We start from the raw sequence: 23,846 nt of genomic DNA, 5'->3' as shown, positions 1-23,846 counted from the left end.
CCGGTCCGCACGAAAGGGGAGAGCCCCCCCCCCCCGGCCACGCGCGCCGAACTCTGGTCGGCGTGCGTGGCCTACGTGACGCTCCGGAGCGAGGAGGCCGGTCGAGGTGCCCGCCACACCAGCGCTGCGACCGAGGCGGCAGCGAAGGCGCCGGCGGTGCCGGCGAACAGCGTCAGCAGCCAGCCCGGACCAACGATGACTTCTTCCCCGGACTCTCGGATGAACGTGCACTCCAGGCCCAGTGGGAACGGGGTGATCCGTCCCCGCACCTGCCATTCGTAGTCGATGCCGTTCGAGGGCGGCGCCTGCCGGTCCACCAGGCACGTGTACTCCGGGTCCCGCGCCTGCAACAGCGAAGCAGCCACCGGCAGCACGAACAGGCCAGCCAGTAGAAGAAGCCAGACCACCAGGGCAGCATGAGCCCCGCGAGTCATCGGCGCCGAGGGCGCGGTCGGAACTTTTTGCCCGCCCGAATGTTCCGGTTCTCGATCACACCCACGACCGCCAAACCCACGGCCACGGCCAGGATCAGCGCCCACCCGAGGACGTTGAACCACTCGCCGGTGAACGCCGCGTAGGTCTGCTCGCCGGCGATCGCGAAGAACATCACCGACGCCCCGAACCACACCATGCCGTTCGCGAACAGAGCCGTTCGCGCCAGAGGAGAGCGGGGAACCGTCATACCGTCAGCGTCCCACGACCGGCGAGGGCTGTCTTCCCTCCCTCTAAACTCCGGGGATGGTTTTGCCACTCGTCCGCAAGATCGTCAACAAGCACGAGCGCGACATCCGCTTGATGCAACGCACACTCTTCACCGACGCCGGAGAGCGGATCACCTCACAGCCCGGGCTTACCGACGCCCAGCTGCACGAGCTCGCACACGCGCGCGCACGGCAACTCCCGCGCCTGCGAGGACGATCCCTGACCAACCGGCGCGCCGAGGTGTCCGTCCTCATGGACCGCGGACCCGCAGCGGAACTCGAACCGGGCTCCGGCGCCGACCCGACGCTCTCCCTGGTTAGCGTGTCCGTGAAGGGCCTCAACCTCCTCGTCGGCAACTCGGAGATCCTCGAACCCGACGAGTACACCGCCTGGGCACCGGCCGTTGTGGGGGAGCAGTGGTCAACCCACCTCTACGCAGCCGGCGCCCTGTCGGGCAGTAACGACAAGCGGCTGTCCACGTTCTACTTCTACGTGTTCACCGATCGCGACGGCCGCGCCGTCGACAAGCCGGCCGGCTGGTCGCTCGAGCTTGAACCAGTCGCCACGTAGCACCGCTCACCGAGTCGGTCCAATGTTTGGCCTAGTGGGCGGCGTCGTATGCCTCCTGGACTGGAGCGGCGATACGGCCGCGGGGCGACACCTCGTGGCCGTTTTCAGTCGCCCACTCTCGGATCGCCTTCAAGCGCTCCGGGTTGCTCTTCGCCCGAGCGGAGGGTGTGGCAGGTGTGTTGGTGCCGCCGCGCACGCGTCGGCCGGCGGCGACGTACTTCTCGAGCACGCGCCGCAGCTCGGCGGTGTTCTTCTCCGACAGGTCGATTTCGTAGTTCGCGCCGTCAACGGAGAAGGCGACAGTTCCGCCGTCACCGTCGATGGGGGAGCCGTCCAGGTCATCGATGAGGGTCAGTTTCTGCGCCATTAGTGATGTCTCCAAGCAGGGAAAAAGATGATCGCTCTATCTCTATCAGCTGACTGGCCTTGAGTAGCTGAACTTCAGCGAGTGTCTGCTGGTGATATGGCGTCGACGAGCAACCACCAATTTCTTCATGACTGCCCAGCACCGGCGTAACAGCGCGTACTGGTACAGCAGCCGGCAGTCGCGCGAGCAGTAGGCGCGGTTGCGGTTGTGGTTCTGGAAGCCTACGCCGCATCCGCGGCAGACGATGTCGTGCATCGTCTTGACGTGTGACCGCACCACGATTCGTCTCGTCAGACCTTCGTAGCAACGAAGGGGCCGCCGACCATCAGCTACTCGGCGATCAGTTCGTAAGTGATGCCATCAATGCGGCCGTAGTCGCCGAGATAGTGGATGTCGCAGACGTGCCCGTTCGCGCCGTACGGCGCCCACTCATCCTCCGGCGCCGTGAAGTCGGGGGCGGGGACGAGGTTCTGGCGGACGAGTTCCTCGACGGAGTCCTCGTCGCTTCCGATGTAGGTGACGAGGGTCTGTCCGTCGAGGTACATCTTGTAGTAGCCGCTGCTGTCGACGTTGGTGCCGATGAGTTCCATGAGGGTGCCTGGGTTCCTGGTCGATGGACGTTGAGTGACGTAGCTGGTGAGCGCAGCAACGATGACTGCGCTGACCGAGGTACCGCGTTCCGCCACGCGAGCTTTCGCCGCCTGCCACAGTTCGTCGGGCACTCGGACGGAGTGAAGAGGCGTCTTGGGCTGGTCAGGCATCACGGCCGCTCCGAGAGAGCTGCTGCTGCGTGATCATGCCTCCAGACTAGCAGGTGTATATACACCTAGCAAGCGGTGCTGCGCGGACTTTCTCATTGCGCGCGGAGTGTGGCGAGGTTGTCAGTCCACGTGTTGTCGATGTGCTGAATGGCAGCAAGGCGGTCCGGGAAGCGGTCGTGCGTGGTGAGGGTCCTGGTAGGGGCGAAGCGGAAGGTCCAGGCGCCGGTGGGGGAGTACATGCAGGCGGCGACGACGTCGAACGCGGTGACGCGGTAGAACCTACTGGCGGGGTCGTTCTGGGAGGCGCGGGTCTTCTGCACCTCGACCTTGTAATCGCCGTTCTTGAACCGGTTCGGGCTGGCGTTCTTGCACTCCACTCGGAGTGTCTGCCCGGAGGTGAGAGTGACGTCGAAGTCGTGCATCGCGTCGACGTCGAGGGAGACCACGGTGCGCACGTCCGGGCTGGCCTCGAGCTGCGCTTGGAGGTGGTACTCGGCGACGCCTCCGCGGACGGCGACGGAGAGGCGGTTGCGGGTGGCGATGATGTCGATGATCTGCCGACTGTTGAGGTCGAACTGCTCCTCGAGGGCATGCGGCGCCGACGCGGCGGGCGTGGGCTTGGTGCGTGCGCTGACGGCGGCGCTGTAGCGCAGCGCCGGGTCGAGGGCGAGGTCGAACGCTTGGCGTTCGAAGCGCGCGAAGTCCAGGAGCCGGTCAGGGGTGAACCCGACCCAGGTCTCCAGGTGAGTGGGAGAGCGCGGGTTCTCGCGCCTGGGCCCGGGACGGTTCTCCTTCTCCCAGACGTGCCACCCGGAAATTTTCGTGTCCTCGATCTGGGCGGTCTTGGCGTAAATGGAGATCCCCATCGGGAGGATCTCGTACAGCTGCGGATCCAGGCCGATGATGACCTCGTCGTCGAGGTCGACGCCGAGGACAAGGGTGATGTCCACGCCGGCGACATCGCGGCCGAGGCGGTGGACGCGGTTCCAGGTGCGTTCGCCGCCGTAGCGAATCTGCCCCCGTACCTCGTTCTGCGGGCGGTTCTTGATCTGCGGATTCGTCATGCGGAACGGGTAGATGAGCAGCCCAAGTCGCTCCCCTGAAGGCAGCTGGACGCCGAGGTAGATCGGGGCGCGTTGCGGGGAGCTGGCGTAGAGGACGACACCGCCGGCCTGCTCGACCGCGGCGACGAGGAACGCGTGGATGTCGCCGCGACCCGAGACGCTGTAGACCTCCGCGTACGCGCGACCACCGAGCTCGTCGTTCACCCGCACCCCTCCTCGTCCGCGCCTCAGACTAGGCGGCGCCCGGGATGCTGGTGTCAGAGGTGCCGGGCACGATACCTAGGCGATACTGGAACGTCGAAGCGAACCCGCCTCCCCGCCCCCCTCCAGGCACGAACGAAGGTACGACGATGGAACACGGTCTGCCTGTCATCAGCCTCTTCTCCGGAGCCGGCGGCCTCGACCTCGCCACCGAACGCGCCGACGCATCCCCGCTCGAACGCGACGACCCCGGATCCGGCCTAGTGCGCATCGCGGTCGCCACCGACTACAACGACCCCGCCCTCGCCACACTGCGCGCCAACTTCACCGACGCGCAAACCCTCACCGGCGACATCCGCAACCTCCGGTCCGAGCAACTGCTCGCCACCGCCGGCCTCAAGCGGGAAGAACCCGTCCTCCTGATCGGTGGCCCGCCGTGCACGCCGTTCAGCAAGTCCGGCTTCTGGCTCGAGGAGAAGCGCGAGAGCCGGGACCCCAACGCGTCGCTGCTGGACGAGTACGTGCGCATGGTCCGCGAGACACGACCCGAGGCGTTCATCCTCGAGAACGTCCAGGGCCTCACCTACAAGACCCACCGCGAACAGTTCGAGCGCCTCCTGCGCAGCCTCGGTGAACTCGGCTACAACCCGCAGTGGAAGGTTCTCCTCGCCGCTGATTTCGGCGTCCCGCAGCTGCGCCGTCGTGTGTTCGTCGTTGGCCGCCGGGACGGTGGAGCGTTCACCTTCCCCGAACCCACCCACTCCGGCTGGAGCGAACGCGATCGCAAGATCGACTCCACCAAGATCCCGCATGTCACTGCCGCCGAAGCATTCCGGGATCTTCCCCTCGCGCTGGCTGCCGATGACGAGATCGTCGACGGCGAGTACGGGCAGCTCGCCGCAGAGGTGCCCCCTGGGCAGAACTACCTGTGGCACACCAGCCGGTACGGCGGCCAGGACCGCTTTGAGTGGCGCAGCCGCTACTGGACCTTTCTTCTGCGCCTCGACCCCAACAGGCCCTCCTCGACCGTCCAGGCGCAGCCCGGACCCTGGGTCGGCCCGTTCCACTGGGAGAACGTCGACCTTGGTGGCGGGACAGAGCGTGCGCGGCGGCTCCGCGTCGGAGAAATGCTCCGATTAATGTCCTTCCCGGACGACTTCGAACTAGTTGGGACACGGTCCGATGCGCAACGCCAGCTCGGCAACGCCGTGCCCGTCGAGCTTGGCAAAGCCGTTTCACGCGCGCTTCTGACTCAGCTTGGGTACATCAACGGCGCCTCACGAGAGGTTTTCTACGCCTGACATTAACCTGGACTTGACTCCACCCGATTCAGACATGACCCGCCCCCGCCGCGGCCAGGCTGTTTGATTTCCGTCCGCGATGGCGATGGAGGGCAACGGTCGTACTCGTCGAAGGCGCGTGCATCCGGCGTGGCGATGCGCCGGATCCGTGGCAGCCCCCGTCGCTACGTAGCGACGGGCAACGCCGCTGACACGGTGGACGAAGAGCAGCACGCTGCTTCGAGACGGCCGCCTCGGCATCCAGACCCCGGTACCGCGGCCCCAGTGTCGGACTTTGTCGCTAGGTTGAAGAGGACCGAGCGATCTGGGGGAGGTTCATTTTGAGCTCTGAGTACGAGCGCGTGAGCGAGGCAATTGCTGACGTGATGTTCGGCTCATCGCAGGCTGGCCGACCTGTCTATACGCTTGCCGACGCCGGCTCGGTCCACAATGTTCTTCAAATCGCCGAAGTTGAGACGCGGACATTAGCGGAGCTGGCCTCCATAGTCCGGTCATCGCTTCAACTGAATGAGCCTGGCGTCTCCCCGTTTCACTGGCACGCGGAGGCTGCGCGGCAACATCGGCAGGAGCCGCTCGAAACACCACCCGCGCTGCCGCTCCTGGTCGTGCTTTCGGTCGCCGCAGAACAAATGCAGTCCGACGGTGACCTTGCTGCCCACAACTACTACTCGCGAGTCCACAGAATGCTCCAAGTTCCAACGAGCGCGTATCAAAAGGTTGAGAATGATTACCGCCGCATAGCTGATCTGTTGTGGGGTTCGCTGAACTCTTGGCTGGAGGCGTGGGAGGGCGAGCGCGGAATCCCAACGGCATACGCCATTGGGGGCCACGCGTACATTGGACTACCAATGTCTCAAGCGGTTGTTCGACAGCACGATCGCCCCGGCCTGCACGAACTTTTTGCCATCGAAGGTATGACCCCGGGTTTGCGGATCTCACCTGACGACATGAGCCTTGCTATGGACCCGTATGTAACAGCAACTCCGAGCCTGCCGCTCAGTTCGCACCTTGCGCGCCTCTGGCGCATCCCGGCCGCTCGGGAGCGTATCGTTGATGCTGCGTGTCTTGAACTCGAAGCTTGGGACGGTTCCGCGATAGAGGCAGTTGCATCCGCGCGGCCAGTCGTCACGACGCGTCTCTTAGCCTTCCTGCGAACTTTTCCGCGCAAATCGATTGAGTTCAACCTGATGCTTCCCTATCGCTCGGAAGGACCCGATAGCACCCGGTTCCAACTCGCAGAGGGGAAGTTGCTAATTCCGACAATCTCCGGTCCGGGTGGTTCTACTCGTTTATCAGGTGTGGAGGGCATTAGTGCAGCTTCGCTGCTAGGAGAGCAGCTTGCGGGGAAGTTCGGGGATGACGATAGTCGTCCGTTTGGTCGCCGTCCAAAGCGGGTGACCCCGCTTCGTTGGGATGACCTTCAAGGAGCGTTTGTCGAAGTCGAACGCATCTCTCTCGGTGAAGACAGCATCGTCCTAGCAAGGCCGGACTCACGCCAGCGCGTGGAGGCGCACCTGAAGGCTCACGCACGACCAGGGTGGCTGGAACTGGTTGATCTGCCCGGACACCCGGAAGGATGGCTGCTCTATCAGCATGTCCAAATCGTATCCGCGCCGACAGCCCAGGTTCACTTTGATCTCCTGCCGCTTGCCCCACGCGCACGGACGAGCCTGGCGCTCCGAGGAGGCTTCGTGCTTCCTGGTCTGCTTCGCAAGTGGTCGGCACTCGACCCACCCGAAGCTGTCGCACTCGCCGCTGGGGCATCCTCAGTGGAGCTTCGCGTGTACCGCGGCACCCGGATTGATCCGGGCAGGCTCGTCGCTGAGTCTGGGCACCCTGGCGAGATCACTGTTCTCCCGCTTGGAGGTCTTGGTTTAGTTGATGGCGAATATGTTGTCGCCATGTTTATTGATGAAGCACGTAAGCCATCGTCGACGGCGCTACTCCGACTGCGGTCCGCCAATACCCCGCAGTATAGTGTCGAGGACGTCGATATCCGTCTGGTCTACTCGCCAGACTCCTCTCTGCGCTGGCCTCTAACTGCTGGCTCACCTGATTGGTCAAGTCATGTGAACGGCGCAAGAGCCGTCGGCCTCAAGCCGCTTGTTGTTGAAGCCGCAACACCGATGCCGGAATTTGTTCCCCGGAAAAGATACATTTCTCCCGCGTTGCCCGCTATAACCCGCATCGGCACTCTTGTGGCAAACGATTCGTGTCTCGTCACTGGGATGCACCGTTTCCTTCTTCCGCGAGTACTTCCTGGCCAAACACCCACTCGGAGCATCCAGGGCGAGTGCACGACCTGCGGGCTCGTACGCCGCTTCGCCGGCACTCCCTGGGCAGCAAAAAAGAAGGACGCCGCCGCCGGTACCATCGTTCTTCCGGAAATTCCGCCAGTGATCGAGTCGGACGAGCCAAACTTCGAAGTAGCATTTGATGCGCTCAACCACGTCGGCACAGGATCGTTCGGGATATTCGAGCGGGTCGCTGCTCAGGTCGAGGGATCGGGGTTGTTCGCCGACTCGTTTCTTCGGCGGCTTGAGGTCGTGGGACACGTCGATGTAGCGAGAGACGACAGTCTCCGGGTGACTGAGTGGGCCGTGAATACGTCAACGCTTCTTCCTACCGGTGATGGGCGGTGGGTACTCATCGGATCACGTTCGAGGGCGGTACTGGATAGACTTGCGAGTCTGGTCGACGGCTACGCCGAGGTCACGACGACTGTTGATGCCGAGCTGGCCCGCGTCGAAATCACTGGTCAGTTGCCAATTCTAGTCCTAAAGGAAGCGGGGTTCGCTGTGCCGGAAGATTCGCCAGCAAGGGCCATAGCCGAGGCGTTGCCGGTGATTAGCGATGTGGCCAAATCGCTCAGACGGATAATCGTTCCAATGCACAGAGTGGCGGAGTTCTGGGATACGGCGTCGGCCTCGTGGCACCAAACGGAGTCGCTCGTCAAGGTCGGTGCTTACCGATTCAGGGAATTCGGCTCGACTTATGCAATCCGCGCCGCAGGTGACATTGCAAACGGTACCATCGGACTCGGCAATGCGCAGATCGTCAAGCACATTGCAAATATGTGGGCCGGCGATCCCCTAGCCCGATATAATTCGCGCAGCGGATCGGTAGTTGCGCCGCTGGGTGCTGATCTACCGGCGTTGTACGGGCGCGCGCTCGCCCTTTGTTCAGGACGCGCGCCGCGCGAGATTGTCGAGCATCGAATGGTTCAGTATCTCTCCGTGCCGCGGGAAATTGCGGACATCATTTACGACCGCGTGAGTCGGTGAGAACGATGACATTCCCAACTCCGATCAAGATCGCCGACGATCTCCGCGGCGCATTCTTGCGCTACATCGATACTGCCTATGCCCTGCGCGACCAAACACTTGTCAGCGAGCGGCGACGTCTATTACTTGAGGGTCAGGGGAACCTCTTCGCACCGCTCATGCTCGAACCCGTGCTTCCCTACGACGCGGTTATTTCGGTCGACGAGGCCGCGAGCCAGGCGGGTGTTGATTCCCGCGATCTTGGTGACGTCATCCGGGCAGTTTTCGGTGTCAGCCCTGACGCGCTCGCGGGTGTCAAACTGCGCAAGCATCAAGCTGCTGCCCTTGCGACACATTTCGCTTCGGGCATCGAACATAACCCGGTGGTGACCTCGGGGACCGGATCCGGCAAGACAGAGTCGTTCCTGATTCCGCTTCTTAACCGGATCGCGGCGGAGAAGAGGTCGTCGGCGGCGCTGGCGCCGATCCATGAATGGTGGGACCTAAAGCGGCAGGCCGACAACTGGCAGCCGGCTCGGACGATTGGGGAGCATGCGGCAGCGGTGCGATCGGTCATTTTATACCCGACAAATGCGTTGGTCGAGGATCAGGTCGCTCGTCTCCGTCGAGCTGTGCGCGGCCTGCGGAATCAGGATTCTCCGATCGATCTGTGGTTTGGTCGCTACACCGGCGCGACACCGGGCTCGGGCGGAATTCCAACAGGAAAGGCTTCCGCCACCTCGACCGCAAACGCGGCCAAGGATATGCGAGATTTGACGCGTTTGAATGCGCGCCTAGCGGAGCTTGACGATCCAGATTTGATGGCTCACTTCCAAGACCCCTATGCTGGCGAGCTTGTTACTCGCTGGGACATGATCGCGACGCCACCCGACGTGCTCGTTACGAACTATTCCATGCTTAACGTAATGCTGATGCGCGATGTAGAAGAGCCTCTATTTGAGTCCACGCGACTCTGGCTACAGCAATCGTCCGATCACGTTTTTACTCTCGTCGTCGATGAACTGCACCTCTATCGTGGCAGCGCCGGGGCCGAAGTGGGAATGGTGGTGCGAAACCTGGCATCTCGGCTTGGGCTTGAACCGTCCTCCAATCAGTTTAGAATCATCGCCACAAGCGCCTCGCTCCCTGGAGACGACTCAGGCCTGGAGTATCTGGAGCGTTTTTTCGGTGTCGATCGGGCGTCTTTTCTTATCCAGCCGGGGCAGCCACGGACGCTCGCATTCGGCGAGAAGCCTTCTGCAGCCGAAGTATTGAGCGTCGAACCGAACAGACTCACAGAGATTGCGATTCGGGACCGGTGGGCAGAGACGATCGCGGCAGCTTGCAGTGACGAGGGGGATGCGCGACTGAAGGCCACGCGGATTGACACGGTCATGACCCGTCTCTTCGGAGAGGACGCACTGGCGCCACGGGCACTTGAAGCAATGCTCCGCGGCCTCGCTGACGTGGTGACGCCCACGATCCAGTTCCGCGGCCACGTGATGATGAGGGGGATGCGTGGGCTTTGGGCCTGCTCTGACCCTGGCTGCCCGGGCGCCACCGATTCAGAGCCTCGACGAGTCGGCCGGATGTACGACACTCCGCGCTCGACGTGCAGCGAGTGTGGCGCACGCGTTCTCGAACTCCTCTACTGTTTCGATTGCGGCGACGTAAGCCTCGGTGGTTACGTCGTCGATCGGCCCGATCGCGGTGCCGTCGTGCTGTCAACCACTCCGGTCGCGCCTGGCGAAAACTCAGGCGACTTCGTCTACCGCAGGAACGACAACGAGTACCGGTGGTTGTGGCTAGGTTCTCCCGTTCCCGATGCGCCGAGCAGGCATCGGCTTCCCGCCGACATGGACGAGAACCAAGCCACCATCGAATCCAACTTTGGCGCCGCGACCTGGAATCCAAAGATTGGATCACTCGTTCTCGGCAGTGCGTCCGACGGCATCCCAGCAGTTGTCCTGAGCCACAATGCGGGCGAAGACAGTGGGCTTGCCCTACCCGCACTTCCAGAAGCCTGCCCACGCTGCGGCGGGAGTCAGGATAATCGGGATGCAGCCGTGTACTTCTCCGGAAGCGTCCGCTCGCCGATCCGAGCACATACTTCTGGACGTGCTCAGCTTAACCAAATGGCGGTATCTCAGCTTTTTCGTACCCTGGGGTCTGATGCTGCGCAGTCAAGGACGATCGTCTTCACTGACAGCAGGGACGACTCTGCGCGAATTGCCGCAGGGATCGCGCTGAACAACTTCCGCGACCAAGTGCGGCAGGTAGTTCGGCAGATTTTGCACGGGCGCGAGAACCCAGTGCCGCTATTGCGAGCGTTCATCGCGGGTGAACTCGAGGGCGACGATCTTCGACGGGCAGATCAACTGAGGGCCAGCCGCCGGGAACTTTTCGACAAGCTCAGGCTTGAGAGTCTGGGTGCGGCAGATTTAGCTGATACGGAGTTTATTGCGGCGGCGGAACGGGAAACCGAATCGCTGCCGTGGTCGACGCTCGTTCACGAAGCGGAACGGGCGATGCTCGAAGTTGGAGTCAATCCGGCTGGACCAGGGCCTTCGGTCGCGCAGAGCGACGGTGATGCCCCTTGGTATCGTGCTTACGAGCCGCCAGCCCGCGATGCCTGGGAGCCTCTAATCGACTCCGTGGCACGTCCAATCCGCCAGGATCGTTATCGGCTTACCGCTACGGCGATTGCCGAGGCAGTGTTTGATCGGGCATCTCGAGATCTCGAATCCACCCGACTGGGCGTAGTGCGCGCTCGGCCACTTGCTCCCGATAGCTGGGGTTTTTCTTCGGGGACCGCTAGCGATGTCTTGTCAAGTGTGATCCGGCTACTTGGTATAGCAAAGCGGTTTGAAGGGGGGTATGTAGCCCGATCTAACTCGGCACCGAAAGTGATTGTCACGTATCTAAAGCGCGTTGCCGCAAAGCGTCAGATCGGTTGGGAATCTCTGACGGCAAGCGTCGGCGAATTTTTGCGTGCGAGCGGTCTCATCGACGAGACCTGGGCGCTCAGGACTCTGACTGGGCAAGATGCCCTTGAACTAAGGGCTCCGAATGACAAGGTGTGGGTTTGCGAGAATTGCGGAACGACCCACTTGCATCCCTCGGCCGGCGTATGTACTAACGAGGAGTGCGCGATCGGCGTACTCCGCGAAAAGGAGTGGTCCGAAGAACTCGACTACTACGGGTGGCTCGCTTCACAGCCGCTCCGACGTATGCGAGTTGCCGAACTCACCGGTCAGACTGGGCTAGCTGACCAGCGGACCCGGCAGCGGCAATTCAAGGGGGCATTGCTTCCTTCACCTTTTGAGAGCGTTCTCGCTGATCCCCTCGATTTGCTCTCGGTGACGACCACAATGGAGGTCGGGGTAGACATTGGTTCCTTGAGAGCTGTAGCGATGGCGAACATGCCACCCCAGCGATTTAACTACCAACAGAGGGTCGGTCGGGCTGGACGCTCGGGTCAGCCGTTCTCGATTGCAATCACCGTTTCACGAGATCGTGCTCACGACGATTACTACTTTCAGGCACCCGAGAAGATGACAGCGGCTGATCCGCCACCGCCATTTGTTGATTTGTCGCGGCCTCGCATCGTCCGTCGGGTGATTGCGGCAGAGCTTCTGCGGAGGGCCTTCCTCGCCCTTGAGAACTCGCCGCGGAGATCCGGTGGCAGCATCCATGGAACATTCGGCGTGACAAAAGACTGGCTTTCACGACGGGGCTATATCGAGGCGTGGCTTAGGGCAGCCGAAGAAGTCTCCGAGATCTGCACGCGATTTAGCGCGTACACCGCTCTAGACGTTGGCGCACTCAAGAACTGGGCGCGAGACGGCCTTGTCCGTGACATCGACGAAGCGGTCGGCAACCCCTACTTCCAGCACACCGAACTTAGTGAGCTGCTCGCGAACGCCGGAGTGCTTCCGATGTTCGGTTTTCCGACTCGGGTGCGACCGCTTTACTCGAAGCCGCTTCGCGGTGCTCGCGACGCGGATCGGTATACCGTCGCAGACCGCGATCTTCGAATGTCAATTACGTCATTCGCTCCGGGGGCCGTCGTTGTGAAGGATGGCGCAGAGCACCTCGCGGTGGGCTTCGCGGCCTACGACATTATTGGGACAAGCGCACGGGCAAAGGACCCTCTCGGGACGCCATTTCCGGTTCACCGTTGCGCGGAATGTGGCAGTCTGGACACGCGCCCAGGGGCTAAGTCGCTTATGTGTTCGGTCTGTGGTGAGGAGATGAGTGCGTTCTCGCTGTATCAGCCTGAAGGCTACCGGACGATCTATAGTCAGCCCGATTACGACGACTCGCACATCACGCCTACTTATTCCGGCTACACCGAGCTGTCGACCAATACTGAACTCGGGCAGGAGACGAGGCTACACGGAATCTCACTTCGACTACTTGAACAAGCGGAAGTCGTGGCCGTTAATGACAACAACAGGAAGCTGTTCGATCTGACTCGCCAGTCGGACGGGTCGGTAGTTGCCCAGAATCGAGATTTGTATCGGCGCCCGCTACCGGAATTTATGCGGATTGGTGGACAGGCCCTCGAACCGTCAGCAATTGGCGAAGTCCGTCGGACCGATGTGCTCCTGCTTGGCCTAGATGACCTGGCGCTTTCCGAAGGAGTAGTAGCCACGCTGGCTCGGGCGTGTCCGGCGGGGAAGGGCGCGTTGCTTTCGTTTGCCGAGCTACTCCGCAACGCGGCCAAGGAGCACCTAGACATTGAGCAATCTGAATTAGAGGTCGGGCTGCAGCCGACACGCACCGGAACTACGGTCTCGGCCCGGGTATTCCTCGCCGACGCCCTCGACAACGGTGCCGGTTACGCGCTGGAACTCGGTGAGCCGGTGACATTCGGCAAGCTCCTGGCCTCGATTCGAGATGAGACCGGGCGCCGACTTCGTGGAGACCCGCACGGAACCGCTTGTACCTCCTCTTGTCCAGGATGCCTGCGCAATTACGAAAACCGGTTCAATCACTGGGCGTTGGACTGGCGACTGGGGCTGGACGTGGTAGATCTCGTGCTCGGCGGGAGTCTCAACCTGGCGCACTGGACTGACCGTACCGCTGCGCTGATGCAGAGCTTCATCGACGGTTACGGCCCGCACCTGCCAATCAAGCAGCATGAGGTGAACGGACTGCCAGCGCTGGTATCGACTGCCGGCCGTGGCGCCGCTGTCGTTATCGGGCACCCGCTCTGGCGGCACGAAGACGCGCACTGGAATGCTGAGGTTCGGGGAGCCGTGACTGAACTAGAAGGGCAAGGCCTCGCGCGCGTCGTTGTCTCGGACACTTTCGTTCTTGACCGGACTCCTATCAAGCTGTTCAACGCACTGCTTGAGGGTGACTGAAGACTGGCTCGAGGTGGAGTGATCTCTGTAACGGTTGGAAGGTCGGCGCTCTAGCAGCGGGCGCGGCACGTTGCGTTGCGTTGCGTTGCGTTGCGTAAACCGTGCGTGGCCCGAGTTGGGTCACCCTCGCTCGCAGGTTTCGTCTGCTCCGACGTCCAATGATCGTGGCGGCTTTCACTTGCGCGGTGCGCGGGGCGCGTCGTATTCAGGCGACGAAGGGTTGCCTCCGCACGGTGTGCGCCCACTGCCCTAGGAAACATTGGCTTTCTGAGACACCCCGTCGACGGCTGGTTCGAGGTCAGACTCGGCCGGAACGGCGGAAGTCTCGCTGTCTCAACAACTTGTCTCGCGGTCGGTCCAACGGCTGCGTGTACATCCGCTCCGTGTCGGTCTAGAGCGTCTGGGGCGGCGCGGTGCTCGCCCGGACGATCAGCGAGGTCGGCACCAGCTCGACGACGGGTTCGTCACTGACCCCGTTCGCCAGCTGCTCGAGCAGCAGCTCGACGCACTTCACTCCGACCGCACGGTAGTCCTGCCGGATCGTCGTCAACGGTGGCGAGAAGTTCTGCGCCTCCGGGATGTCGTTGGAGCCCACCACGCTGATGTCCTCGGGGATCCGCAGCCCGTGCTCCGCGAACGCACGGTAGACGCCCAGCGCGGCCTCGTCGCTGGAGACCAGCACGGCCGTGCAGTCCCCGCTCTCGGCCAGGGCGGCGCCGTGCAGGTACCCGCCGTCGGAGCGCCAGTTGCTGTAGCGGGCGGGCGGTACGGGCGCGCCGGCCGCGAGGAGCGCCTCCCGCCAGGCCGCCTCGCGGCGCTCGGACGCGAAGGAGCCGCGGGGTCCGGCGATGTGGTGCACCGTGCGGTGCCCGAGCTCGAGCAGGTGCTCCACGGCGGCGCGCACGCCGCCCGCCTGATCGGCATCGACCACGGGCCCGTGCGCTCCGGCGGCCGCATTGACGAGCACACGCGGGATCTCGGGGAGGGTCAGCTGCGCCGTGTCGCGCAGGTAGGTCTCGACGACGACGATGAGGCCGTCCACCGCCAGCTCGCCGAACCGGGTGAAGGCGCCGTTCAGCCCGGTCTGCGTGGGCGCCGAGACTGGGACGAGCGTGATGGCGTAGCCCGCCGCCGCTGCCGCCGAGGCGATCGAGTCCACGGTCCGCATCATCCCGAAGGTGCCCAGACCGAAGAAGGCCACGCCCAAGGTGCGAAAGGATCCGCTCTTCAACGCGCGAGCCGCGCTGTTCGGGCGGTAGCCGAGGGCGCGCATCGCATCCAAGACGCTTTGCCGCGTTGCGGGGACGACGTTCGTCTGCCCGTTAGCAACCCGCGATGCCGTAACGGGAGCCACGCCGGCGAGACGTGCCACGTCCGCCAGTGAGGGTCGGCGGGAGGCTTCAGTCATGCCTCCATCCTGGCTTGGCTGGCCCGACGTAAGAGGTCGGCCGTGGTGGTGACGATGCGATGGGCGACGTCGTTACGCTCCGCGGTCACAGGTCGTGCGCATCGGCGGTGGCGAGGGCTTGCCGGAGGAGTCGAAGAGCCTTCGGCCCTACTCCGAGGAGACACGCGAGGTGGTCGAGGCCCACTCGCCGCACAGCATCCACGTTGCGCACCCCCGCCTCATCCAAGGCACGGGCGGCCGGAGCGCCGATCTCGGGAAGCTGCCGAGACGGATCCACAAGTTCGACACTACGAAATGAACGACCGTCCCGTAAGGGAATGGTCTATCGCTACACCGCGGACCAGTCCACGAGTGTGTCAGGCGTTCCACTCGGAGAAGGCGTCGGTGAGGTCGCAGTCCAGTGACGAGGTGAGGTCGTCTTGATCTTCTTCGGTGTCGTCGGGTAGGTCGATGCGCTCGACGAACACTGTTGTGCTCGGGGTGATGAGAGCGGAGATGCGGTCATGGTGCGCGCCGGGGATGCCGATCATGCTGCCGCCTGTGCGGGCAGCGTTCTCGATCTCGCGCTCGAACGCATCGAGATCTGTGTCATCGGGAAGGTAGAAGTGTCTGGTTCCGATGGTCAGGTCGAGTAGTCGCATGCGTGTCCCCTCGTTCTGCCGTTCACGTCGACGGTAGGCGCGAGGGGGTGTCGGCGAGGAGGGCCTTGCCGGGGGAGGGGAGCGCGTGAGAGGGGTGTCCGGGCTCAGCGTTGTGGCCAGGGGCGAGGTTCGGTTCACTGGCGTAGTTCGCGGCGCTGACCGGGTGCTCGACCGAATCTCGGTTGGGCTCGGTGCGCCGTCGCCAGGCTCTCTGAAATGCAGGGGAACTGCCGTGATCGGCTCGGTGGGGGTCAGAGGGCTGCGGGTGGTACCGGTGGCGGGTCTGGAACCTCGAAGACGGCCGAGCGCGGCCACATCAGCGTGGGCATGCGGGGGCGGTCCGTTTCGCGGAGTCGTTCCTGTCGGGCGCTGAGGAGGTCGGCCGCATAGGTGAGGACTTGTTGGACGTAGACGGGATGCACCGCGTTCGGTGGCGAGAAGGTGGTGATGAGCTCGCGAAGAACGCGGTTCCTCTCTTGCTCGTGGTCGTCCCGGAGGGACATGGCTGCTCGACTCGATCGGAGGAACTGGTCTCGACCGAGGGGTGACGTTCGTTCTCGTTCGAGCAGGGCCGTCGGTTTGCCCGGAGTGCCAGGCGACAGTCACCGTACGCCTGTGACTGCGGAGTTCGGGCGCCGGTCGGAAAGAATGCGGGAATCTGGGTGCTGATAGGGAGTGGTCTTCACCCGGACGAGCTGCCCCTGTTCTGCGCAGACGCTGTCATCGTCTCCAGAAGTCAGGGCTCGAGGTGAGCGGGCCCGACAGCACCTGATCTTCGGCGGGTGCGGCGGCGCGGGCGGTAGAGGCCACGGTGCTCGACAACGCAGCAGCAGGCGTTGCTCTCGCTTCGACCAGCGAGGGGTTTGGGGCGGAAGCGTTGCGTGTGTGCGACACTCCCGGGTAAGGGCGTAATCTCTTGCGTCAGGGAAGGCCATCATGGGCCGCTTGTTCTACGACTCCTCACTCGAGGCGGACTTCGAGGACCGGCTCCTCGCCCACCTCCAGATCGTCATCGGCTCGAAGCTGAGCCGCAACGACTCCTTCTACTTCTCCTGGAAGGACTCGACCGCGATCGGTGACGGACGAACGAGTATCTGGATCCACCCGGCGATTCCGGTGCGGTTCAAGTACCACGGCGGTCGGCCGCCAGCCATCAACCCGACCTGGATCCGTCAGCTCCTCGCCGACTCGTACACCGCCGCAGGTCTGCGCATCAGCGACGAACCTGCCCACGCGCCCCACCGCGACGACCCTGCCTGAGAGCACGACGGGTCGAAACAAGGGGGCTCCCCGAGCTCGGGAAACCCCATCCCTCTCGTCGCCGAGTGGTGTTCAGTGGGCGGGGGAGTTGACGAACCGTTCAGGCGCTACTGCTGCGCTTCTGCGATCGTCCGTCGAAAGGTGATGACCTCGAGCGCCACTTCCCGTAGGTCCATGCCTTCCGCGTGTGCCTCCGAGCGCAGCACGGCGAAGGCTGCATCCGCGCTCAGGCGCAGGCTCACGCCCAGGAAACCGACGGCCTGCAGGACGGGCACGTCGTCTTCGGTGATCTCCTCGAGCGCTTGGACCCAGGCGAGAAACGGGCCCTGCTCCTCGTGGGCGTCAGTCACGGGACTCGTTCTCGGACACCCGGCGCGCCACGGAGCGCCCGTCTCCTGCCTGAACCAGCTGCAATGGCGCGTCGAACACTGCATCTGCGGCGGGCAGGGTCCTCGAGGCGTACATCAGCTGCTGCATGCATCCATCGTCGCCAGATCGAAGGCACGGAGGGGATGGGTTGTCGAGAGCGGTGAGGTTGAGTTAGCGACGGCGATCGGCGGGCAGCACGAGGATGCGTGGTCGGCGACGGACGGCGCCGACCAGATGTCGGGCGAATCTGATCACGGAGCGTCGACTCAGTGATCCCTGTCGCTGCTCACCTCGGCGGATCGAGCGAGAAGTCGAGCGAACGGGCGATGACCAGTGCGGCCACGTCGCGCACGCCGATGCCCTCCGCGAAGGCGTAGGCGCGGATCATCAGCAGGGCATCCGCCGGTGTCGACCGCATCTGGCTCATCACCATCCCGGTCGCTTGATGCACTTCGCGGCGAGAGAGGGCAGGGTCATGTGCGAGTGACCCGCCCTCCGACGAGCTCATCGCCTGCGCGACCACTGCCGTGGCGAGCTCGCCCGATAGTCGACCAGCGACCTGCAACAGCTGAGCGTCCAGCAGGATCGGAGAGCTGCTGTACAGGGTGACGGCGCCGATGCTCGATGTGCCGACCAGCAGTGGAATGGCAAGAACAGTTCTCGCTCCTGCCGCTTCTGCGGAGAGGCCGAAGACGGGCCAGGCGGCGAAGTGCCGCTCGTTGTCGATCTGCATCTCGGTGGGGCGATAGGTGCGATGCGCGTCCCATGCCGGCCCCTCACCGAGGTCGATCTGCGTCTCGTCGAGTGTCGCCGCTCGAGAGCTGGTCGCGGCGAATGTCTCCGCGTCGAACGGAGCCCCCAAGATGGACGCGGCGGCGTCCTCGCCGGGGAGCAGCGTGACGAACGACGCGAGGAGCCGGTCGATCGCGGAAGGCGGCTCCTGCATGCCTCTATCGTCTTCAGACCGGCGGCGCAGAGCCACGGGGTTGTCGCGGTTGCCGAGCAGAAGGTATCGACGCCGGTCAGACGTCCCGTAAGGGGATCGCTCGGCGCGACACTCTCCGCCAGACCGGACGACGGGACTCGCTCGACCTGGTCCGGCCGGACCTAGGGTGGGCAGATGAGTCGTCGTTCGGTTGCACTCACACTCCTGCTGGCCGTCGTGGGCACCATGACCGCGTGCGCGCCGGAACCCGTTGATCGCGCGCAGCTCACCCAGTGGCGCTCGGACCGTCAGGCCGACATCGACGCGGGAGGTCCCTTCCTCGCGGTGCTGTCGTCCGATTCGAGCGCGGGGCAGGAAGGGGATCGGCTGGAATCTGCCTTCAACCAACCGGTGCTGCCCGGCGCCATCACCTTCGAATGCTTCGGGGGTGGCACGGTCGAACTGCAGCTCGACTCCGACTCCACCACCGGCACGGTCGTGACCGGCAAGACCACTGTCCAGACCGTGGACTGCGGCGAAGGTCCGCTCGACATCGATCCGGCCTCCCTCGGCACCGACCCGATCGACCTCGTTGGCGTAGCTACAACTGACGCGGACCGCGACACGGCGTGGTTCCTGACCATGCGTGAGGCGCAGAGCACGTCCTGACGGCTCACCACTCGTGTCGGCTCTCGCGGGGCAAGCTGGTTCGTCCCGTAAGTGGATCGATCAGTGAGATGAGTGTGGGTCGGGTTGTCCTCGCCGCTTTGTTGGCGTGGCGGCGAGTGCGAGCCCGCCGAGTGTCAGGACCAGGGCCGCGAGCGTGAGTGGCCAGGGCCCGGAGTAAGTCGTGACGGTCCCTTCACCATCGGCGCGCGCCCACTCGCACGCGCGACCGAGCGGCCACAGCGCCGCGGAACCCTCCACGATGCCGGAGCGTTCCGAGACCTCCGCGTCCAGCGAGAAAGGCCCATCCACCATGCACTTGTAGGTCGCTCCCTGATACTGGCTCACCCAGACCTGTCCTGCGCCGAAGAGCAGCCCCACCACGAGAAGAAACGACCCCCACACGATCCGCTGCGCACGCAAATGACCATGGGAACTCATCGCGTGATCTCAATCGGTAGTTCGACGTCGATCGGGTCACCGCTCTGTGTGCGCAGGGCAAGCACGGCGGGACCGGTAGGAAGATCAGCAGGAAGGTCGAAGGACGCGTCGACCGTCGACCTTTCGCCCTTCGGTATTGGATGGCCGAGCAATATCTCCTCGCCGCTCGCGGAGGGGGTGATGGTGACCGTGACGTCTGAGGCGGCGCGGCTCGTGCCTCCGGTGTCCTCGCAGGTCTCCCAGATGAAATCGGCGCTGAGGTGGACGACTCCGTCGGGGTGCAGGGACGACTCCTGGAGTTCGATTACCTTGACGGCACAGGATCCGGCCGAGCTCGACGTGATGCCGGTGCAGCCGCCGGCGCTGAGCGCGATGGCGGCAGCGACGAGGATGGATGTCACTCGTCCTTGCCGTCCCTGCATCATGCGGGTCAGTGAACCACTGCTCGCCGCCGCCTGCATCGTGAGTACCGCGAACGTCATCAGATCGTTGATACTCGCGGCCGCTGACGCGGAATTCGCGCTCGAGCGCGCTGGTCGGAGTGTCGATCGATCGTCGTACCGTATGGGGATCGTTCACCGGTACACGCATGAGCGACACCGACCGCCGCGAAATGTAGAGATGATCGCTCTGTGGCGGTGTTCTGCGATCGCATTATGGCGGCAGAGAGCGCTCGTTTGGAGCACACCTCAACTTGGCGTCAGGCGGGCTCGCTTAGCGAGTTGTCTCGTCCATCGAGTCGGGAGCCTGCTCGGGAGAGATCTCTGCGTCTTCGTGGCGGGCATTGCGCAGGGGGGAGAGTGCGACGATGAGCGCGGCTGCGGTGAAGGCGATCGCCGCCGCTCCGATCGTCAGGTTGTAGCCCCAAGCCGTTACGAGGACGCCGGTCAACAGCGCACCGAAGAGAAACACGACGCGATTCGCTGTGCGGATGGTGGAGTTCATGCGGCCCTGGATCTCGTCGGGCGCGATCGCTTGCCGGTATCCCGTGTCGTTGGCATCCTCAATACCCATCGACAGCCCGTAGACGAACTGCACGGCGCAGACGACGGGAAGCAGGAGACCGAGGCCGCTGTCCACGTCGAGGGGAAGAACGGCGAGTGCCAGCCAGGGCAGGATGACGAGCGCACGGCCCAGCAGGATCGCACGACCCGCTCCGACCCGCGCCCCGACAGCAGGTGCGACGAGAGCTCCGAGGAGGCCACCGACGCCGCCGAACGCGAGCGAGACGCCGAACGCCCAAGCGGGCAGGGACAGCTCTCGGAGAACGAACACCGCGAACACCGTCGTCACGATGCTGTTGCCGAGGAACCAGGCGTGGACGGAGAGCGCGAGCGGCCGGAGGGTGCGGTGCCGGTAGGTGAATCGCATTCCCTCGAGGATGTCGTGACCGATGTGACGGCCTGGTGCGCGGCGATCGGGCCGGCGCTCCTCCACCTTGATGCGTGATTGCAGCACCGCCGACACCGCGTTGATGGCAGCGTCGAAGGCGAGCAGGAGTGGTGAGCCGATCAGGTTGAGCAGTGCTCCGCCGAGCGCGGGTCCTGCCGTTCCCGCCAGGGTCTCGCTCTGGCCCAGTCGCGCGTTGGCCATGACCAAGGACGACCGGGGAACGATCTGCGGGAGGAACGGCTGCGCGGCGGAGTCCGCGAACAAGGTCAGGACACCGAGCAGCAGGACTGCCGCGGCGAGTGACCAGAAGGTGAGCGCATCGAGAAGGAGAAGGACGGGGATCATTCCCAGAATCAGCGCACGCCCGATGCTGGTGACGACCAACGTCCGCTGGCGCCGCCACCGATCCATGAGCGCGCCCACGATCAGACCGAACAGCAGGTACGGCACTACGCCGAGCGCCGCGAGAATGCTGATCTCCGCAGGCGTTGCGTTCAGTACCGAGACGATCAGCACCTGGAACGCGACACCCGCGATCGCACTGCCGAAAGAGCGGATGGTCGTTGCGCTCCAGAACAGCGCGAAGGGCGGAAGGCCGAGCACTTCGCGCGGACCGTTCATCGGAATCCTCCGGGCAGCCGATCCATCTCTACGGTCCGCCGCGCATCAATCATTGGTGCCCCTCACGATTCAGTCCACTCTCCCAGAACAGCGGCCTGAGAGGATGTGGTGTCCGGTAGGGGATGGTTCAACGGGCTACGGGCGGGCGGAGTCCGTTGACCTCTCCTGGGAACATCGCGAGCTCGCAAGCGGGGATCAGTCGGGACTGTCCGCGTTGATGTTCGAGAGCGTGGAGATGACCTCGTCCTGATCGGCCTCGGAGAGGTCGGTGTCGTCGAAGTCGAGAACGAGGGGATCGATCTGGTGGAGAGAGGTGTCTCCTGCGTCCACGTAGGCCGTAGCGGAGGAGACCGAGTCGAATTTGAGGATGGTCAAGTGCTCCGATTCGACGGCCTGCACACAGCCTTCCACCCCCTCGCACAGGGTGCTGCTGGCGACCTCGAGTCCGCTCAGGGGCTCCCAGCTCTGCCAGCGAGCGTCAGCGAATGCTTCGACGTCGATCTGCTGACGTGAGTAGGCATTGCCGAGGATGGCACAGCCGTTGACGATGGCGCAGAGCGCGATCAGCGGTACCACGATGAGCAGACGTCGCCGCGCGGTCAGCTTTCTGGTGCTCGGCCGCTCGGTGCGCATGGAGCGATCGTTGCAGGCGGTTGCGGAGGTCGAATCACCCGGGCGGCTGATTCGCTCCCGCTCGCGCCGTTGCGAAGAGTTCATCGATCACCGTCCCGAATGGGGATCGCCTTCCGGGCGTCTCGACTCGGTTGCGCTTGGTCCTCGATTCCAGTCCCTTAGGGTTCGTTCATGCTGACTCACTGCGCACCAGCCCTCGTCTCGGGGGCCGCACTTGTCCTCGTCCTTATAGGTTGCGCCGGCGCGGGAGTAACAGCAGTCTGGTAGCTATTCGACGTACTCTCCTTCAATTCCGAGTGCCTCTATGTCAAGGCCGGTTCCGGAAGCGATCCCGTCGCCAGTGGGCCCATCGAAAACAACGGTGTATACATCCCAGGTCTTGGCGACAGTACCTTCGAGCGCACCGTAATTTTGGATCGTGTGGTGGACCGTCAGAACCCAAACGGGCCGGTCTGTTGAAATATCCGAATCGGAAGCCAAGCCCGGCGAGATATTCCGCAAATCCCCGTAGGACATTACGGCAGCATAAACAGGGGTCTTTTCGGAGCCGTCATCGAAGATCGCTCGTTCGGAGTCGACAAGCTCTGCGACGGGTACGATAGGCTTAGATGTGTCGTACGGTTGAAGAGCGGGAAAGTTCTGCACCCGTTCTACAGATGCTTTTTCTGGGGAGGCGGTCGGCTCGGAAATTTCAGGTTTGAAGTAAGTGGATTGCTTGGGACCGCTTGCAACGTCGCCACCAGCTTGCGCGGCGGACAGACTCATCGCCGTTGCCACTGCAGCCGCCGCCAGCGTCGCGCCGGCGATGCCTAGCGTGATCCTCTTGATTCTCATTGGAACCCCGTCCTAAGTCTGGTTCGGGGCGGAGCGGCAGCCCGGTTCAAATTCATGTCGCCTGATTTCGAGGACACCGGCAATACCGACCCACGCCGGTGAACGCCTCCCCGCGTGCCCTTTCAGAAGGGTCGCATGATCCGACTACTGCGGTCTCTGAGATTTAGCTCAGATTTAAGCCATTCTGTCGATAGATGTCGAATGCGTTGGATCCGTCGTATTGTCACGCTCAGTCCCGGTTCCTCGCGTGTGGTGCGATCGCCGCCGCGTTCACGCCGACCAGGCTCGGGAGCCGTCGGTGGGCAGGCGGTCGACCTGTCCCGTAAGGGGATCGGTCACAGACGCATCGAGGGACTGGCGATGTTCGTCCGTGCAGTCTGAGACGAAACAGTGCTCTGAGGGCATTCACTACTGAGGGGGTGATGTCGGATGGTCGGTGCTGCTGAGTTGACGCTGGTGGATCGTCTTCGTGGCGGTGACCCGTCGGCGTTGGATGCTCTCTTCCGGAAGCACGGCCGCGCGATCTACCGGGCCGCGGGAAGCTTCCTCGCGGACGCCGACCAGGCGGAGGACATCGTGCAGGAGAGCTTCTTCCTGCTTGGGCAATGCCGCTCGAGCGTGCGCATCGTGGGGGAGTCGGTGCTGCCGTGGCTGCTCGTCACGGCGCGCAACGTCAGCTTCTCGACCAACCGCCGCGAGCAGCGCCGACGCCACCTGCCCCTCTCCGACGACACCGCCTCTCGCGGCGTCGACGCGGAGACGAGCGACCGGCTGCTCGACGTGCGGCGTCTGGTCGAGCAGATGAGCGCGACGGACCGGGCGATCTGGACGGCGTGCATCGAGGACGACCTCAGCTACAGCGATGCCGCTCGCTCCCTCGGCCTGTCCCACGGGACTGTCCGCAACCGCCTCTCGCGGGTGCGGACATCACTGGCGAGAACCCTGACGGAACGGACAGAAGACCATGGACGATCCTGACCTGAGCGACGAGCAGCTCGAGCGCATCAGCGCACGCCTCGCGCACCGCATCCGCCGCCGCCGACGTCTCGGCCAGG

General features: G+C 63.8%; 20 protein-coding genes and 1 pseudogene. 7 read left to right on the top strand and 14 right to left on the bottom strand.

The features are described from left to right. Positions 1 to 71 precede the first annotated feature (71 nt). Together EDF35_RS18990 and EDF35_RS18985 are read right to left on the bottom strand one after the other, a co-directional pair. On the bottom strand, positions 72 to 407 hold the full coding sequence (locus EDF35_RS18990; RefSeq protein WP_133963458.1) for a hypothetical protein: 336 nt from the start codon (positions 405 to 407) through the stop codon (positions 72 to 74). 23 nt (positions 408 to 430) lie between these two features. Then, positions 431 to 682 (bottom strand): hypothetical protein, encoded by a 252-nt coding sequence (locus EDF35_RS18985; RefSeq protein WP_133963457.1) that lies wholly within the window; start codon positions 680 to 682, stop codon positions 431 to 433. 56 nt (positions 683 to 738) lie between these two features. On the opposite strand from EDF35_RS18985, the gene EDF35_RS18980 reads away from it, so the two are divergent. Continuing rightward, entirely contained in the window at positions 739 to 1,272 is a 534-nt protein-coding gene (locus EDF35_RS18980) for a hypothetical protein (RefSeq protein WP_133963456.1), read from the top strand. A gap of 31 nt (positions 1,273 to 1,303) precedes the next feature. Here the strand turns inward: EDF35_RS18980 and EDF35_RS18975 are convergent, their stop codons facing one another. The 3 genes from EDF35_RS18975 to EDF35_RS18965 form a co-directional block, all read right to left on the bottom strand. Beyond that, a complete protein-coding gene (locus EDF35_RS18975) occupies positions 1,304 to 1,639 on the bottom strand; it encodes an Lsr2 family protein (RefSeq protein WP_133963455.1) in 336 nt (111 codons plus the stop codon). A 329-nt stretch (positions 1,640 to 1,968) separates the two neighbouring features. Continuing rightward, on the bottom strand, positions 1,969 to 2,361 hold the full coding sequence (locus EDF35_RS18970; protein ID WP_133963454.1) for a hypothetical protein: 393 nt from the start codon (positions 2,359 to 2,361) through the stop codon (positions 1,969 to 1,971). Positions 2,362 to 2,492: 131 nt separating this feature from the next. Further along, a complete protein-coding gene (locus EDF35_RS18965) occupies positions 2,493 to 3,668 on the bottom strand; it encodes a hypothetical protein (protein WP_133963453.1) in 1,176 nt (391 codons plus the stop codon). A 146-nt stretch (positions 3,669 to 3,814) separates the two neighbouring features. Between EDF35_RS18965 and dcm the strand changes: the two genes are divergently transcribed. From dcm to EDF35_RS18950, 3 genes are all read left to right on the top strand, one after another. Next, complete coding sequence (gene dcm / locus EDF35_RS18960) at positions 3,815 to 4,966, top strand: DNA (cytosine-5-)-methyltransferase (protein ID WP_133963452.1); 1,152 nt, start codon at positions 3,815 to 3,817, stop codon at positions 4,964 to 4,966. Positions 4,967 to 5,307: 341 nt separating this feature from the next. Beyond that, positions 5,308 to 8,250 (top strand): hypothetical protein, encoded by a 2,943-nt coding sequence (locus EDF35_RS18955; RefSeq protein WP_133963451.1) that lies wholly within the window; start codon positions 5,308 to 5,310, stop codon positions 8,248 to 8,250. 5 nt (positions 8,251 to 8,255) lie between these two features. Beyond that, on the top strand, positions 8,256 to 13,601 hold the full coding sequence (locus EDF35_RS18950) for a DEAD/DEAH box helicase (RefSeq protein ID WP_133963450.1): 5,346 nt from the start codon (positions 8,256 to 8,258) through the stop codon (positions 13,599 to 13,601). 391 nt (positions 13,602 to 13,992) lie between these two features. Here the strand turns inward: EDF35_RS18950 and EDF35_RS18945 are convergent, their stop codons facing one another. The 3 genes and pseudogenes from EDF35_RS18945 to EDF35_RS18935 all read right to left on the bottom strand — a co-directional run bounded on the left by EDF35_RS18945 (position 13,993) and on the right by EDF35_RS18935 (position 15,650). After that, complete coding sequence (locus tag EDF35_RS18945) at positions 13,993 to 14,760, bottom strand: substrate-binding domain-containing protein (protein WP_243840069.1); 768 nt, start codon at positions 14,758 to 14,760, stop codon at positions 13,993 to 13,995. Positions 14,761 to 14,859: 99 nt separating this feature from the next. Then, positions 14,860 to 15,009 (bottom strand): annotated as a pseudogene (locus EDF35_RS21315) (LacI family DNA-binding transcriptional regulator); the annotation flags it as partial. A gap of 356 nt (positions 15,010 to 15,365) precedes the next feature. After that, complete coding sequence (locus EDF35_RS18935) at positions 15,366 to 15,650, bottom strand: hypothetical protein (RefSeq protein WP_133963447.1); 285 nt, start codon at positions 15,648 to 15,650, stop codon at positions 15,366 to 15,368. Positions 15,651 to 16,586: 936 nt separating this feature from the next. On the opposite strand from EDF35_RS18935, the gene EDF35_RS18930 reads away from it, so the two are divergent. Beyond that, positions 16,587 to 16,910, top strand: a complete 324-nt coding sequence (locus tag EDF35_RS18930; RefSeq protein ID WP_133963446.1) for an ATP-dependent DNA ligase — start codon at positions 16,587 to 16,589, stop codon at positions 16,908 to 16,910. A gap of 107 nt (positions 16,911 to 17,017) precedes the next feature. Here the strand turns inward: EDF35_RS18930 and EDF35_RS18925 are convergent, their stop codons facing one another. Further along, positions 17,018 to 17,260, bottom strand: a complete 243-nt coding sequence (locus EDF35_RS18925; protein WP_166674173.1) for an ANTAR domain-containing protein — start codon at positions 17,258 to 17,260, stop codon at positions 17,018 to 17,020. Positions 17,261 to 17,565: 305 nt separating this feature from the next. After that, positions 17,566 to 18,225, bottom strand: a complete 660-nt coding sequence (locus EDF35_RS18920) for a GAF and ANTAR domain-containing protein (RefSeq protein ID WP_133963444.1) — start codon at positions 18,223 to 18,225, stop codon at positions 17,566 to 17,568. A 174-nt stretch (positions 18,226 to 18,399) separates the two neighbouring features. Here EDF35_RS18920 and EDF35_RS18915 point away from each other — a divergent pair, with 174 nt between their 5' ends. Further along, positions 18,400 to 18,873, top strand: coding sequence for a hypothetical protein (locus EDF35_RS18915; protein WP_133963443.1), 474 nt, complete (start codon positions 18,400 to 18,402; stop codon positions 18,871 to 18,873). Between the two features lie 434 nt (positions 18,874 to 19,307). Here the strand turns inward: EDF35_RS18915 and EDF35_RS18910 are convergent, their stop codons facing one another. From EDF35_RS18910 to EDF35_RS18895, 4 genes are all read right to left on the bottom strand, one after another. Then, the gene (locus EDF35_RS18910; protein WP_133963442.1) at positions 19,308 to 19,793 is read right to left on the bottom strand and encodes a hypothetical protein; all 486 of its coding nucleotides are present in this window, start codon (positions 19,791 to 19,793) and stop codon (positions 19,308 to 19,310) included. Positions 19,794 to 20,025: 232 nt separating this feature from the next. After that, positions 20,026 to 21,324 carry an MFS transporter gene (locus EDF35_RS18905; protein ID WP_104263149.1) on the bottom strand — a complete coding sequence of 433 codons (1,299 nt, stop codon included), beginning with the start codon at positions 21,322 to 21,324 and terminating at the stop codon, positions 20,026 to 20,028. 195 nt (positions 21,325 to 21,519) lie between these two features. Continuing rightward, the gene (locus EDF35_RS18900; protein WP_133963441.1) at positions 21,520 to 21,957 is read right to left on the bottom strand and encodes a hypothetical protein; all 438 of its coding nucleotides are present in this window, start codon (positions 21,955 to 21,957) and stop codon (positions 21,520 to 21,522) included. Positions 21,958 to 22,224: 267 nt separating this feature from the next. Beyond that, positions 22,225 to 22,791 carry a hypothetical protein gene (locus EDF35_RS18895; RefSeq protein ID WP_133963440.1) on the bottom strand — a complete coding sequence of 189 codons (567 nt, stop codon included), beginning with the start codon at positions 22,789 to 22,791 and terminating at the stop codon, positions 22,225 to 22,227. 429 nt (positions 22,792 to 23,220) lie between these two features. Between EDF35_RS18895 and EDF35_RS18890 the strand changes: the two genes are divergently transcribed. After that, positions 23,221 to 23,769, top strand: coding sequence for an RNA polymerase sigma factor (locus EDF35_RS18890; protein WP_133963439.1), 549 nt, complete (start codon positions 23,221 to 23,223; stop codon positions 23,767 to 23,769). Positions 23,770 to 23,846 lie beyond the last annotated feature (77 nt).

The sequence above is a fragment of the Rathayibacter sp. PhB151 genome, assembly GCF_004366415.1.
GTDB classification, from domain to species: Bacteria; Actinomycetota; Actinomycetes; order Actinomycetales; family Microbacteriaceae; genus Rathayibacter; species Rathayibacter festucae.
This window is presented reverse-complemented; position numbering and strand designations above follow the sequence as displayed.

What these genes read in the sequence shown, in the direction of transcription:
- EDF35_RS18920 (WP_133963444.1), bottom strand. Translation starts at nt 18,225, where the DNA reads ATGCAGGAGCCGCCTTCCGCGATCGACCGGCTCCTCGCGTCGTTCGTC.
- dcm (WP_133963452.1), top strand. Translation starts at nt 3,815, where the DNA reads ATGGAACACGGTCTGCCTGTCATCAGCCTCTTCTCCGGAGCCGGCGGC.
- EDF35_RS18985 (WP_133963457.1), bottom strand. Translation starts at nt 682, where the DNA reads ATGACGGTTCCCCGCTCTCCTCTGGCGCGAACGGCTCTGTTCGCGAAC.
- EDF35_RS18915 (WP_133963443.1), top strand. Translation starts at nt 18,400, where the DNA reads ATGAGTCGTCGTTCGGTTGCACTCACACTCCTGCTGGCCGTCGTGGGC.
- EDF35_RS18950 (WP_133963450.1), top strand. Translation starts at nt 8,256, where the DNA reads ATGACATTCCCAACTCCGATCAAGATCGCCGACGATCTCCGCGGCGCA.
- EDF35_RS18890 (WP_133963439.1), top strand. Translation starts at nt 23,221, where the DNA reads ATGGTCGGTGCTGCTGAGTTGACGCTGGTGGATCGTCTTCGTGGCGGT.
- EDF35_RS18930 (WP_133963446.1), top strand. Translation starts at nt 16,587, where the DNA reads ATGGGCCGCTTGTTCTACGACTCCTCACTCGAGGCGGACTTCGAGGAC.
- EDF35_RS18975 (WP_133963455.1), bottom strand. Translation starts at nt 1,639, where the DNA reads ATGGCGCAGAAACTGACCCTCATCGATGACCTGGACGGCTCCCCCATC.
- EDF35_RS18980 (WP_133963456.1), top strand. Translation starts at nt 739, where the DNA reads ATGGTTTTGCCACTCGTCCGCAAGATCGTCAACAAGCACGAGCGCGAC.
- EDF35_RS18905 (WP_104263149.1), bottom strand. Translation starts at nt 21,324, where the DNA reads ATGAACGGTCCGCGCGAAGTGCTCGGCCTTCCGCCCTTCGCGCTGTTC.
- EDF35_RS18935 (WP_133963447.1), bottom strand. Translation starts at nt 15,650, where the DNA reads ATGCGACTACTCGACCTGACCATCGGAACCAGACACTTCTACCTTCCC.
- EDF35_RS18895 (WP_133963440.1), bottom strand. Translation starts at nt 22,791, where the DNA reads ATGAGAATCAAGAGGATCACGCTAGGCATCGCCGGCGCGACGCTGGCG.
- EDF35_RS18900 (WP_133963441.1), bottom strand. Translation starts at nt 21,957, where the DNA reads ATGCGCACCGAGCGGCCGAGCACCAGAAAGCTGACCGCGCGGCGACGT.
- EDF35_RS18910 (WP_133963442.1), bottom strand. Translation starts at nt 19,793, where the DNA reads ATGACGTTCGCGGTACTCACGATGCAGGCGGCGGCGAGCAGTGGTTCA.